Annotated in this window: 12 protein-coding genes; 3 read left to right on the top strand and 9 right to left on the bottom strand. The window is 68.1% G+C overall.

From position 1 onward, the window contains the following. Nucleotides 1-33 precede the first annotated feature (33 nt). Nucleotides 34-1,266 carry a dipeptidase gene (locus tag AC1DYP_RS15080; protein ID WP_477047005.1) on the top strand — a complete coding sequence of 411 codons (1,233 nt, stop codon included), beginning with the start codon at nucleotides 34-36 and terminating at the stop codon, nucleotides 1,264-1,266. On the opposite strand, the gene AC1DYP_RS15075 is transcribed toward AC1DYP_RS15080, so the two are convergent. Next, the gene (locus AC1DYP_RS15075; protein ID WP_477047004.1) at nucleotides 1,263-2,333 is read right to left on the bottom strand and encodes a sensor histidine kinase; all 1,071 of its coding nucleotides are present in this window, start codon (nucleotides 2,331-2,333) and stop codon (nucleotides 1,263-1,265) included. The two genes, AC1DYP_RS15080 and AC1DYP_RS15075, sit on opposite strands and share 4 nt — an antisense overlap. A 173-nt stretch (nucleotides 2,334-2,506) precedes the next feature. Continuing rightward, a complete protein-coding gene (gene ndk / locus AC1DYP_RS15070) occupies nucleotides 2,507-2,926 on the bottom strand; it encodes a nucleoside-diphosphate kinase (protein ID WP_165187376.1) in 420 nt (139 codons plus the stop codon). Between the two features lie 99 nt (nucleotides 2,927-3,025). On the opposite strand from ndk, the gene AC1DYP_RS15065 reads away from it, so the two are divergent. Beyond that, on the top strand, nucleotides 3,026-4,894 hold the full coding sequence (locus AC1DYP_RS15065; RefSeq protein WP_477047003.1) for an ABC-F family ATP-binding cassette domain-containing protein: 1,869 nt from the start codon (nucleotides 3,026-3,028) through the stop codon (nucleotides 4,892-4,894). 89 nt (nucleotides 4,895-4,983) lie between these two features. Continuing rightward, on the top strand, nucleotides 4,984-5,388 hold the full coding sequence (locus AC1DYP_RS15060) for a hypothetical protein (RefSeq protein WP_477047002.1): 405 nt from the start codon (nucleotides 4,984-4,986) through the stop codon (nucleotides 5,386-5,388). Nucleotides 5,389-5,395: 7 nt separating this feature from the next. On the opposite strand, the gene AC1DYP_RS15055 is transcribed toward AC1DYP_RS15060, so the two are convergent. The 7 genes from AC1DYP_RS15055 to AC1DYP_RS15025 all read right to left on the bottom strand — a co-directional run bounded on the left by AC1DYP_RS15055 (nucleotide 5,396) and on the right by AC1DYP_RS15025 (nucleotide 11,940). Further along, nucleotides 5,396-7,129, bottom strand: coding sequence for a cellulase family glycosylhydrolase (locus tag AC1DYP_RS15055; protein WP_477047001.1), 1,734 nt, complete (start codon nucleotides 7,127-7,129; stop codon nucleotides 5,396-5,398). An 80-nt stretch (nucleotides 7,130-7,209) separates the two neighbouring features. Further along, complete coding sequence (locus tag AC1DYP_RS15050; protein ID WP_477047000.1) at nucleotides 7,210-7,443, bottom strand: hypothetical protein; 234 nt, start codon at nucleotides 7,441-7,443, stop codon at nucleotides 7,210-7,212. A 15-nt stretch (nucleotides 7,444-7,458) separates the two neighbouring features. Then, entirely contained in the window at nucleotides 7,459-7,944 is a 486-nt protein-coding gene (locus tag AC1DYP_RS15045) for a spore coat protein U domain-containing protein (protein WP_477046999.1), read from the bottom strand. Further along, nucleotides 7,932-10,286: a fimbria/pilus outer membrane usher protein gene (locus AC1DYP_RS15040; protein WP_477046998.1), complete on the bottom strand. Its 2,355-nt coding sequence runs from the start codon at nucleotides 10,284-10,286 to the stop codon at nucleotides 7,932-7,934. Before AC1DYP_RS15040 ends, AC1DYP_RS15045 begins: the two co-directional genes overlap by 13 nt. A gap of 9 nt (nucleotides 10,287-10,295) precedes the next feature. Beyond that, the gene (locus tag AC1DYP_RS15035) at nucleotides 10,296-11,012 is read right to left on the bottom strand and encodes a fimbrial biogenesis chaperone (RefSeq protein WP_477046997.1); all 717 of its coding nucleotides are present in this window, start codon (nucleotides 11,010-11,012) and stop codon (nucleotides 10,296-10,298) included. An 11-nt stretch (nucleotides 11,013-11,023) separates the two neighbouring features. Further along, nucleotides 11,024-11,515 carry a Csu type fimbrial protein gene (locus AC1DYP_RS15030; protein ID WP_477032940.1) on the bottom strand — a complete coding sequence of 164 codons (492 nt, stop codon included), beginning with the start codon at nucleotides 11,513-11,515 and terminating at the stop codon, nucleotides 11,024-11,026. Nucleotides 11,516-11,526: 11 nt separating this feature from the next. Further along, nucleotides 11,527-11,940: a spore coat protein U domain-containing protein gene (locus AC1DYP_RS15025; protein WP_477032941.1), complete on the bottom strand. Its 414-nt coding sequence runs from the start codon at nucleotides 11,938-11,940 to the stop codon at nucleotides 11,527-11,529. Between the last annotated feature and the right edge of the window lie 72 nt (nucleotides 11,941-12,012).

The following is a 12,012-nucleotide window of genomic DNA, read 5'->3' as shown; positions in this document are numbered from 1 at the left end:
GCGAGGCCGGCCGGACAGTTTTCGAGTGCCCGCATGACCCGTCTTCCGCTGTTGGCCGCCGTCTCGGCCCTGGCCCTCCTCGCCTCTTCCTCGCTTTCCTCGCCGGCTTGGGCCGCCGAGACCGCCGCCTCGGTCCGCAAGATCCACGAGGGCCTGCTGACCCTCGACACCCACCTGGACACCCCGGCCAATTTCGGCCGGCCGGGCTGGGACATCCTGGACCGCCACGACGCGGCCAAGGACGGTTCGCAGATCGACTATCCGCGCATGGTCGAGGGCGGGCTGGATGGCGGCTTCTTCGCCATCTACACGCCCCAGGGCCCGCGCACGCCCGAGGCCACCCGCGCCGCCCGCGACGGGGCCCTGATCCGCGGCGTCGAGATCCGCGAGATGGTCGCCAAGCACGGCGACAAGTTCGGCCTGGCGCTGAAGGCCGACGACGCCGCGAAAATCGCCGCCCAGGGCAAGCGCGTGGTCTTCATGAGCGTCGAGAACAGCTATCCGATGGACGGCGACGTCACCCTGCTGTCCAGCTTCTACGGCCTGGGTGTCCGCATCTCGGGCCTGGCGCACTTCAAGAACAACGACATGGCCGACAGCGCCACCGACAAGCCCGAGTGGAACGGCCTGTCGCCGCTGGGCAAACAGTTCGTGGCCGAAGCCAACCGGCTGGGCGTGGTGCTGGACGGCTCGCACTCGTCCGACGCGGTGCTGGACCAGCTGATCGCCCTGTCCAAGACCCCGGTGATCCTGACGCATTCGGGCTGCAAGGCGGTGTTCGACCATCCGCGCAACGTCGACGACGCCCGCATCAAGGCCCTGGCCGACAGCGGCGGGGTGATCCAGGTCGACGCCTATTCCAGCTATCTGATCGACACGCCCAAGAATCCCGACCGCGAGGCCGCCATGGCCGCCCTGATGGCCAAGGTCGGGGCCCGCAACAAGATGACCGAGGAGCAGCGCGCCGCCTTCATGGCCGAGCGCAACGCCATCGACGCCAAGTGGCCGGTGACCAAGGCGACCTTCCAGGACTTCATGAACCACCTCAACCACGCCCTGAAGGTGGCCGGGGTCGACCACGTCGGCATCGGCATCGACTTCGACGGCGGCGGCGGGGTCACCGGCCTGAACGACGCCTCGGACTACTGGAAGATCTCCCAGGCCCTGCTGGCCGAAGGCTACACCCGGGCCGACCTGGAGAAGATCTGGAGCGGCAACGTCCTGCGCCTGCTGCGCGCGGCCGAGGCGGCGAAGGCGCCGGCCTAGCTTTCCGGCGGGGCCGCGTCGGCGCGGGTGAAGAACACCGTAACCCGCATGCCTTCGCCGGGCTGAGACTCGACCTCGACCCGGGCATGAGCGTTCTGGCGCAAGGACTGAACGATCATGTTGCTGAGCTTTCCAGGCCTTGGCCAAGTATGGCCCGGCGCCAGGCCAACGCCGTCATCGGCGACGATCACCCGGCAGCCCGTCTCGTCGACCAGGCTGTGAAGCTGGATCGTGCCGCCTTCGCGCCCTTTGAAGGCGTGCTTGAGGGCGTTGGTCAGCAGTTCATTGACCACCAGGCCGGCGGGCATGGCGACATTGATCGACACCAGCCAGGTATCGACCTGGAGGTTGAGATGGATCCCCTCCTGCGCGTGGGCGAGCATCACCGCCGAGGCGATCTGGCTCAGATAGACGCCTAGGTCGACGGTTTCGGCCTGACCTTCGTCCGACAGTGAACGGTAGAGCAGCCCCAAGGCCTCGACCCGCCCGGCGAGCCGACTGAACCGCTCGTCGGTGGTGTTCTCGGGCACGTTGCGCGCCTCGATGCGGATCAGCGCCGTGATCATTTGCAGATTGTTGGCCACCCGGTGCTGCAGCTCGCGCAGCAGCAGGTCCTTGTCGAGTATGCGTTGCTCGAATTCGCTGACACCGGGGTCACGCTGCGCCGCGCCGACAAGCGCCAGCATGCGGAACACCGGCTGCCCCGCGCTGTCCTGGATGATGTTCGACCAGGCGTCCACCGCCTGTTGGCCGTCGTCGTGGGCGAAGGTGAAGGCGCCGATATAGTCCTTGTCCCCGATGATCGCGCTATTGAGCGCGCCTCCGCCTTCGACCGCCTGCCCCGACAACGCCGCCCAGGACGCCCCTTCAAGGTCGGCAGCGGCGTGGCCGCTCAGGCGCTCGAACTCGACATTGGCGTAGACAATGCGCTCCTCGGGGTGCAGGTCCGATACCGCGATGGCGATCGGAACCTGGTCCAGGAACTGCCGGAACTGGTCGCTCTCCAACACTCCGGCCAGATCGGGCGTGCCAAGCAGGTTATCTATCGGCTCGTTGTTGTCCGTCACCGCACCATACTCCTACCGCCGCAGATCCGGGGGCGGACTGACATATCGAGGTCGGCCTTATAGCCTGACGGCTGCCGCAGGTATAAGAGCAGGTATAAGAAAAGCGGCGCGACCTAGGGCCGCGCCGCTTGACGGGTCTCGAACCGGGGCCGCGGGCGGCCGTCCGGCAATCGTTAGCCGACGATCTCTTCGTCCTTGAAGAACTGGGCGATTTCGATGCCCGCGTTCTCGAGGCTGTCCGAACCGTGGACCGAGTTCTCGCCGATCGACAGGGCGAACAGCTTGCGGATCGTGCCTTCGTCGGCGTTGTCCGGGTTCGTGGCGCCCATCACTTCGCGGTACTTCAGGACGGCGTTGTCGCCTTCCAGCACCTGGACGACCACCGGCTCGGCGGTCATCTGGGCGACCAGTTCGCCGTAGAACGGACGCTCGGCGTGGACTTCGTAGAACTTCTTGGCTTGAGCGTCGCTCAGCTTCACGCGGCGCTGGGCCACGATGCGCAGGCCGGCTTCCTCGATCACGGCGTTGATCTTGCCGGTCAGGTTGCGACGCGTGGCGTCAGGTTTGATGATCGAGAAGGTGCGTTCGGTCATGATCCGAAAATCTCACAGAGAAAGTTTGTCGATTGGGAGGTTGCGGGCTTATAGCCGGGCGCCTCCTCCCCGCCAACCCGCCGCGTAACCTTAAATCATATGCTCCAGATCAAAGACCTGACGTTCAACGCCTGGGGTCGCAAGTTTTTCGACCGCGCCAGCGTCAGCCTGCCGCCCGGCGCCAAGGTCGGACTGATCGGGCGCAACGGCGTCGGCAAGTCCACGCTGTTCAAGCTGATCCTGGGCCAGCTGCACGCCGGCGACGACGAGATCAGCCTGCCCAAGAGCGCGCGGATCGGGTCGGTGGACCAGGAGCACCCGGCCACGCCCTTCACCCTGCTGGAGACCGTGCTGGAGGCCGACGAGGAGCGCCACCGGCTGCTGACCAGCCTGGACACGGCCGATCCCGAGGAAATGGGCGAGATCTGGGCCCGGCTGATCGAGATCGACGCCGACGCCGCGCCCGCCAAGGCCTCCGAAATCCTGGTGGGCCTCGGCTTCACCCAGGAAGACCTGACGCGGCCGATGGCCGAGTTCTCCGGCGGTTGGCGCATGCGCGTGGCCCTGGCCGCTGCGCTGTTCGCCGAGCCGGACATGCTGCTGCTGGACGAACCGACCAACTATCTCGACCTGGAAGGCGCCCTGTGGCTGGAGGCCCGCCTCCAGAAGTACCCGCACACCGCCCTGATCGTCAGCCACGACCGCGAACTGCTCAACAACAGCTGCACCCACATGCTGCACCTGGCCGGCGGCAAGCTGGAGCTCTACACCGGCGGCTACGACGACTTCGAGGAACGCCGCGCTGAAAAAGCGCGCCTCCAGTTGTCGGCCAAGGCCAAGCAGGACGCCGAGCGCGCCCACCTGCAGGCCTTCGTCGACCGCTTCAAGGCCAAGGCCTCCAAGGCCGCCCAGGCCCAGTCCCGGATGAAGCGCCTGGCCAAGATGCAGCCGGTGGCCACCACGATCGAGGAGCGCGTCGCGCCCTTCACCCTGCCCTCGCCGCCCCGCCCGTTGCCGCCGCCGCTGATCCGGCTGGAGCGCGCCAATGTGGGCTACGAGGAAGGCCGCTCGATCCTCAAGAACCTCAACCTGCGCATGGACCTGGACGACCGGATCGGCCTGCTGGGCGTCAACGGCGCGGGCAAGTCGACCTTCGCCAAGATGATCGCCGGCGCGCTGGGCGTGCAGTCGGGCGAGTTCCACCGCGACCGCAAGATGCGGGTCGGCTGGTTCCACCAGCACCAGATCGAGGCGATGGATCCGGACGACACCCCGCTGGAGATCATCCGCCGGGCCATGCCGGACGCTTCGGAGAGCTCGCGCCGTTCGAAACTGGCCCAGTTCGGCCTGGGCTTCGAGAAGCAGGAGACCACGGTCGCCAACCTGTCGGGCGGCGAGCGCGCGCGCCTGCTGCTCAACATGGTGGCGATGGACGCGCCCCACATGCTGATCCTCGACGAGCCGACCAACCACCTGGACATCGACAGCCGCCGGGCCCTGCTGGACGCCCTGAACGACTACGAGGGCGCGGTGATCCTGATCACCCACGACCGCTCGCTGATGGAGCTGGTCGCCGACCGCCTGTGGCTGGCCGCCGACGGCACCGTCAAGCCGTTCGACGGCGACATGGACGAGTACGCCAAGTTCGTGCTGGACCGCGCCAAGCAGGCCGTGAAGCCGACCCAGGTCGACCGCGAGCCCGCCAAGGCCGAACCCGCCGCTGCGGCGAAGAAGACCGTCGCCATCGAACCCCTGAAGCGCAAGATCGAGGCCGCCGAACAGGTGGTTACTCGACAAACCCGCCAGATGGCCGAGCTGGACGCCCAGTTGGCCGATCCGCAGCTCTACAAGAACCCGACCAAGGTCGCCGAACTGACCAAGCGCCGCGACAACGCCAAGTCCAAGCTGGACGAGGCCGAGGCGACCTGGATGGCGCTGGCCGAGGAACTGGCGGAGGCGCAGGCTTAAGGCCAAGGTCCAACGGCAGGTTGTGGTAAACGCGTCTCAACCACGTCTCTTAGCCATTCCGAGAGATCGGCCGGCGTAATCCTGCTCGCATGAGTTCAGGAACCGCGTCCCGAAATCACATCGTCGCCAACCCGGACGGCCTGTCGGCCGAGTCGGTGCTGGCGGCTTTCGGCCAATGGCTGGACCAGCGCCTGGCCGACGCCATACGCCTGGACATGGACCTGGCGTTCCGCGACCGCCCGTTCGACATCGAGATCGGCCGCACGCCGCCGCTGGTCGGCTGGGAGCACCGCTATCTGCAGCCCGGCGCCCCGGCCCCGCGCGGCAAGATGTGGACCGTCTATCGCCTGCAGGACCAGACCGGCCGCCCCGCCCCGCTGCTCAAGCATGCGGATGACTACGCCGACACCATGACCCCGCTGCTGGGCGAGCTGGGCTATCTGGGCGTGTTCGACGGCGAGCCGGCGCTGTTCCCGGGCGTGGGAACGCGCTAGCAGCGGACTAGGGCTTCAGCGCCAAGCTCTTCACCTGAACCGCCGCGCCGTTCGAGCGCAACACGATGGTGTTCCGCCCCGCCAGCAGGCGCGCTTTCGGCAGCTGAAGCGCCGTCCACGCAACCCCGGCCGTCGTGACCACCACGCCGGCCGCCTCGCCGTTCACCGCCGCCGACAGCTTGCCCGCGCCACGCGCCGACACCGTCAGGTCGTAGGCGCCCGCCGTGTCGGTCACGACCGTGTACTTCACCCACTCGCCGTCGCTGAAGTCCTCGATGTAAGCGCTCCCGTCCGCCTCCCGGGCGATGTCGACGCCGTCGTTGCGGTAGGTCCGGCCGTTGTTCCACAGGGTCCGCTGGCCGCCGGTCGAGACGTGGTAGTTGGCCGTGTCCTTGTCGGCGTAGGCTTGGCCCGGCGCGCCCAGGTCGTAGTCGACGGCGGCGATGGTCGCGCCCTTGGCTCCGATCCGGTGATCCTTGAACGGCCGGGTCGTGTCGTCATGCGGCTGGCGGATCATGGCGTCGACCACGTCCGGATGCTGGAGGTTGTTCTCGAACCGGACGTCCTTGGACGCCAGGGTCATCAGCGCCGCATAGGCCTCGTCGGCGGTCGGCTGGGGGCCCTTCCTGGTCCAGTAGTCGACCAGCTTGGCGTAGGCGGGATTGGGCGCCACCTCGAGCGGCTGGTTGAAGCCGATCTTCTTCAGCGGCCAGAACGCCCAGCCGATCTCGTGCTTCTCGACCAGGGCGATGGCGTCGCGGAACCAGGCGTTGGAGTTCTCGCCGCTTTCGCCCAGCCACAGCGGCAGGCCGGTCTCCTCGCGCAGCTTCAGAACCGTGGCGATCGAGGCCTCGTCGTTGAGGTTCCAGTACTTGTGGAACGACAGGGCCAGGTTGTCGTCCCAGGTCGCGGGCATGCCCTTGTAATTGTTGCCCCAGCAGTTGCCCTCGAGGATGATCATGTGGCGCTTGTCGATCTCGCGGACCGCCGCCGTCAGCTCTCTGTAGCAGTCCCACAGCGCCGTCTGCTTCTCGTCCTTGCAGCCGTGGTCGCCACCGGGAGCGTCGAAGTCCCAGTTGGGCTCGTTGATCAGGTCGTAGGCCCCGATCGCCGGCTCGTCCTTATAGCGGGCGGCCAGCTTGCGCCAAAGGGCGACCGTCTTGCGGCGGTTCTCGGGGCTCTGCCACAGCGAGGGCTTGGAAGGGTCGCGGTCGGCGATCGGCAGGTCGTTGCCCTGCCCGCCCGGCGCCGCGTGCAGGTCCAGGATCAGGTACATGCCGTTGGCCTTGGTCCAGGCCAGCAGGTCGTCGATGCGCTTGAAGCCGTCCTCCTTCCAGGTGTCCTGGCCGGGGACCGGCTCCTGGTCGGCGGCCAAGGTCAGCAGGCCGTAGTGCATGGGCAGGCGCACGGAGTTGAAGCCCATGGCGGCCATGGCGTCGATGTCGGCCTTGGTGGTGTGGTTGTCGAGCCAGGCCCGGTGGATCGCGGCCTCGCGCTGGGCGCTGACCAGCTTGGCGGTCTCGGCGCGGATCACGTATTCCTGGCCCCGGCCCAGCTCTCCGAGCTTGAGCATGTAGCCTTCCTGCAGCATCCAGCCGCCCAGGCCCATGCCGCGCAGGATCACCGGCCGGCCCGTCTCGTCGACGATCCGCTTGTCCTTCGTCTTCAGCCAGCCGTCGGCCAAGGCCGGCGTGGCGGAGAGCAAGGCGAGCGACGCCGCGGCGGCGAACAAGGCTTTCATCTGGGCAACCTCCCGACGTCGCCTCTGGCGGGCGAACTGGTCAGGCCACTTTAGGTCGCCGATGACAACGTTGTCTAGATTCAGAAGACGATGTCGGCCCGGGCTCCGCGCAGCACCCTGTTCCGCGCCATCGGCCGGATCGGCACGACGCCTTGGCAGGTCGCGCCGGTCGAACTCACGGTGCAACTGTCCACGACGACGGCCCGGACGGCGAACTGGCTGGTGCTGATCAGGCCCGAGGCCGTCGGGGGCTTCGGCGGTGCGGCAGGCTGCGCGGCGCCCAGGATCAGGGCGGAGATGAGTGTCGGGATCATCGCTCCTCCAGGTCCTCAGAAGATCAGTGTCACGTATACCGTGTCGAAATAGGAGCCGGGCGGAGCGAATTGACGCGGATCGATCGCGCCGTACAGGTCCACTTTCTTCGTCCCCAGACCGCCCCCGACCGCGTCGAGGAATACGGCCGTCGTGCCGGACGAACCGTCCCCGACGATCTGGGTCAAGGCCCGATCGGCATAGATGTTGTAGGTCAGGACATGCGGGCCCGAGCGCTGGGTGCGGCTGATGAAGCTCTGCGACGAGCCGGTGCTGAGCTCGACCCTGGGCCTGATCCTGCTGTCCTCGCGGCCGCAGTCCACCAGGATGCGGGTGACAGCCTCGGTTGGGCTCGCGCTGAAGACGTCGTACTCGCCGAACACCAGCTCGTAGACCGTCAGGCTGCAGCCGCGACGGCGTGTCTGGGCGTCGCTGGGCGCCGGCAGGGCCAGGGCCATGAGCAGAACCGCGCTCGCCAGGGTCCGGGATGTCAGGAGGTGCATGTGTAGGGTCCCAGCTTGGGGATCGCGCCCAACTCGTCCGGCAGGGTGACGACGACGTCGCAGGTGAATTCGCGCCAGACCACCGTGATCACGTTGCGCCCCACTTCCAGGCCTCGCAAGTACACCTCGCCGCCATAGCCCAGCGGGAACACCCGGTCGCCGAGATGGACCTCGGCGCCGGCCGGCGGCGTCTTTCCATCCTTGGTCACCAGCGTCACAAGCGCCGAACGCTCCTGGACGACATCGAAGACCACGGGCGCGCCGCCGCCCCGCCGCGGCGCGACGGTCCTGGACGTGGACTCCAGGGCGGCGTCCAGGGGCAAGGCCGCGGGATCGATCGACAGGCCGTTGCTCTCGTAGGCGCGCAGGTGGTTGACGAACAACCGCCCGCCGGCGTCGGTGCGCCCGACCGACTGGTTCTCGCGGAACACCTCGACGCCCGGGTTCCGGCCCACCTGGACCACGGCGAAGGCCTCGTCGACCCGGTCGGCCACGTACAGCCGTCGGTCGAACAGCACGAACGACTGGGCCGCCTCGATCTGCGCGGCCGAGGTCTTCTCGTCGTTCAGCAGCCTGACCCGGCCGTCGAGGGTCGAACCGTCCCAGCGCAGCTCGGCTGAGCGCGCCGGCACGGGCCCCTCCACGTCCCGCAATTGCCAGATCAGTCGGTTGTCCAGCCTGGAGCCGCGCACCTCGGCCTCGTAATACTGCCCTTCCCTGCGCCGCTGGACGCCGCCGGTGACCAGTCCGTTCTCGCCCAGGGGCACCGAGATCGTGAGGCCGACGCCCCATTGGTCCTTCTGGTTCAGAACGTCGTAGGCCGTCGCCGCCAGACGTGCGCGGCGGTTGAACAGGTCGACGCCGTAGCTGGCGGTGGCGACGGGGGTTTTGGAGCCGTCGGCGCGCGTTTCGGACACATAGGCCAGGTTCAGGGTTCCGACGCGCCCCATGTTCAGGCCGACGGAGGCGCTGTCGCGCACGCGGACGTGCGCCTCGTCCTCCAGGTCCGCGACGTCCCGGAACCCGGCGGAGGATTCCTCGTGCCGTCCCGCCAGGCTGAACCTCTGGGTGGTGCGGTCGAAGCCGACGGCCCACAGCGTCCCGTTGCTCCCGTCCGGCCCGTTGCTCGCCGCCACCGCCCCGCCGATCACCAGCAGGTCGCGCACCGCCACCGCGCCGGACAGGCCTCCCATCGCCAGCCCCTTGGCCGCCTCGCCGTGCGCCTCCAGCGTCAGCGCGTCGGTCAGACCGCGCCGCCAGACGCCCGAGACGAAACGTTCGCCGTACTCGCCGCTTTTCGTTCCGAACTCCTGGCGCACGGCGCCGGCCTCGACGCTGAAGTCGTTGATCCCCCGCCCCAGCAGCCGGGTGGTCATGTAGAACGGCAGGTTCACGGTGCGCTCGCGACCGTCGAGGTCGGTGATGACGATCATGACGGTGTTGGCGCCGGTCAGCACCGGCAGCTGACCCAGCTGGAAGGCGCCGGGCCGCACGTTGTTCGTGTAGCGTTTGACGCCGTTGATGTAGAGATCCAGCACCGAAGGGGTCGTGACCCCATCCAGGAACTCGGGCATCGGCGTCGTGACGATGTCGGGGCGCAGGGTGTAGTTGCGCTGATACTGGACGCCGGCGAAGCGCAGGTTGCGGCTCCAGCTCAGGGCGGCGGTCGTGCTGTCGCCGACCCGCAGGGTGCGCGCCTTGTCCTGGTCGTCGAAGGCGAAATAGGTTTCGTAGCGGACGACGCGGCTGCCCGCTTCGGACAGCCCGGCCGTGCCCGTGGACACCATGGTGAAGCGCCGGGAGAACAGCCGCCCCTCCAGCGTCGTGCTCACGCTTCGGCCATAGCTGCCCGCGTCGGGATCCTCCGCCCATTCGCCGAACAGGTCATAGCTGAGAAGCATCCCGCGCCCCGATTGCGCCTCCACGTGCGCCGGCGCCGGGGAGACGGCCAGGCGGTTGGGGACCAGGATCGCGAACGGGGCGGTGATGGCGATGGTCTGGGCCTGCGGGTCGACCCGCCAGCTCAGGTTCGGGACGCGATCCAGATAGACCCGCCTCGCCTCGCCCTCTCCGCTGACCCAGGCCTCGTCGAGACGAAAGCCCAGGCCTTCGAACTGGTCCGCCGGAAGCGAGAGACGGCCGCCCTCGTCACGGAACCTGGCCACCAGCCGCGAAGGCCAGTCGTTGATCCGCACGTCGAGATAGTAGGTCGCCGGCGCCGCGCGATCGACGGTCGCCTCGGGGATCGCCGGCCCGTCCGGGACCTGAGCTTGTCCGGCGACGGCCCACAGCGCGGCCCAGGGGCAGATCGCCCAGAAGCCGGGTCGCCGCCGCGACGTCACGGCGGCGGCTTAGGGCGAGACGTCGGCCTTGATCGGCGTGAACAGGCCTGTCCCGCTGACCGAGACCTTGGACGTCCCGGCCCCCGCGCCGCTTAGCGACCAAGAGTGGCTGGCCCCCGCTAGCACGTACCCGCTGAGCCCCAAGTCGCCCGCGACCTCGGTCGCGCCGCTGGTCACCTTCAGGCCGACCACGCGCTCGCGGGCGTCGCCCGTGTTGCTGGCCGTCAGCACGCCGCCGGACGGCGCGGCGTTCAACTTCCAGGAAAGCTTGGGGCGCGAAGCCACGGACGGGGTCAGGAACACGGGCAGCAGCACCCGGATCGGCACGATGACGCCGGCCTCGCCCTTGAGCGGCTCCTTCTGGATCTGGTCCAGGATCAGACGAAACGCCTTCTCGGTGGCGATCGTGGTCACGCCCTCGACGACGACGCGCACCGTCTGGGTCTCGCCGGACTTGAGGGTGAAGACCGGCGGACTGACCGCCAGGGTCCTGGACGGCGTGTAGATGTCCTCGCCGTTGGCCTGCGCCCAGTCGACGGCGCGCAGTTGCAGCGTGATCGGCGCCGCCTCGGTGTTGCGGACCCTCAGGGTGGTGGTGCGCTCCTTGCCGACCATCTGCAGGGTGATCGGCGACAGCTCGACCGAACCGGCCAATGCCTGCGGCGCGGCGCCCAGGGAGAAGGCCGTCAACCCGGCCGCGACGGCGTGAACCCAGACGGCTTTCATCGCTGTTCTCCTCAGTACGTCACGGTCACGGTCACGGTGTCGAGATAGTTGCCCGACGGAACGACCTGGGCGGCCGCGATCTGGCCGTAGAGTTGATAGGTCACCGCCGTGCCTTGAGGATCGCTCTGGCCGGTGAAGTCGGAGCCCGTGGTCTCAGTCGGCTGGGTGTAGCCGCCGTCCTTGAAAAGGCGGTAGCGCAGGGTGCCGGGACCGCTCATCCAGCGATCGAAGCGACTGCCCGAGCCCCCGGGGCCGATTTCGACCGCGAACGGCGTCAGCGGCGTGCACTGCACGGACAGATTGGTCGAGGCCCGGCTCTGCTGGGACGAATTGTAGACGCCGAAATCCAGGTCATTGGCCACGATCGTGCAGGTCTTCTGGACCTGGGCCCGGACCTGGAAGGTGTCGGTGGCGGTCTGGGCGATCGCCTGTCGCGCCCCCAGCAGCAGGCCCAGCATGCTCAGGATCATCGCCAGGAACGCCGTGAGGATCAGGGATCTCATGATTTGCCCTTTCAGTAGGTGACCGTGACCACGACCACGTCGACATAGGATCCTTCGGGCTCCTGCTGGCCGGCCGGGGCCTCGCCATGCACCAGGACGTGCTGCGGCAGCCCCGTCGTGCGCAGGACCTGCATCTCGGACAGGTTGCGGTCGGCGAACACCTGGGTGCGCGCCTCGTCCTTGTAGAGCTGGTAGTGCAACTGGCCCTTGGCCCGCATGAAGCGGTTCATCGGATCGCCCGACATGCCGCCGTTCAGCCCGATGCGCGCGACGACGCCGGGCGTGCACTGCAGGTCGATCGAGGACGTGGCGCGGGAGGCCCGGTTCGCGGTGTAGACGCCCAGGTCCAGGTCGCCGGCCTGGATCCGGCACTGCGGACGGATCTCGGTGCGGACGCTCAGGATGTCCTGATCGGTCTCGGCCATCGCCGAAGGCGCGCCGGCGAGGGCGAGCAGCAGAACGCACCAACGGTGACCAGATACGCAGCCCATAAGGCC

It is taken from the genome of Caulobacter sp. P1_D6 (assembly GCF_056406095.1).
This window is presented reverse-complemented; position numbering and strand designations above follow the sequence as displayed.

Coding starts and splice junctions, on each gene's coding strand:
- AC1DYP_RS15080 (WP_477047005.1), top strand. CDS start 34: ATGACCCGTCTTCCGCTGTTGGCCGCCGTCTCGGCCCTGGCCCTCCTC.
- ndk (WP_165187376.1), bottom strand. CDS start 2,926: ATGACCGAACGCACCTTCTCGATCATCAAACCTGACGCCACGCGTCGC.
- AC1DYP_RS15065 (WP_477047003.1), top strand. CDS start 3,026: ATGCTCCAGATCAAAGACCTGACGTTCAACGCCTGGGGTCGCAAGTTT.
- AC1DYP_RS15060 (WP_477047002.1), top strand. CDS start 4,984: ATGAGTTCAGGAACCGCGTCCCGAAATCACATCGTCGCCAACCCGGAC.
- AC1DYP_RS15055 (WP_477047001.1), bottom strand. CDS start 7,129: ATGAAAGCCTTGTTCGCCGCCGCGGCGTCGCTCGCCTTGCTCTCCGCC.
- AC1DYP_RS15050 (WP_477047000.1), bottom strand. CDS start 7,443: ATGATCCCGACACTCATCTCCGCCCTGATCCTGGGCGCCGCGCAGCCT.
- AC1DYP_RS15045 (WP_477046999.1), bottom strand. CDS start 7,944: ATGCACCTCCTGACATCCCGGACCCTGGCGAGCGCGGTTCTGCTCATG.
- AC1DYP_RS15035 (WP_477046997.1), bottom strand. CDS start 11,012: ATGAAAGCCGTCTGGGTTCACGCCGTCGCGGCCGGGTTGACGGCCTTC.
- AC1DYP_RS15030 (WP_477032940.1), bottom strand. CDS start 11,515: ATGAGATCCCTGATCCTCACGGCGTTCCTGGCGATGATCCTGAGCATG.
- AC1DYP_RS15025 (WP_477032941.1), bottom strand. CDS start 11,940: ATGGCCGAGACCGATCAGGACATCCTGAGCGTCCGCACCGAGATCCGT.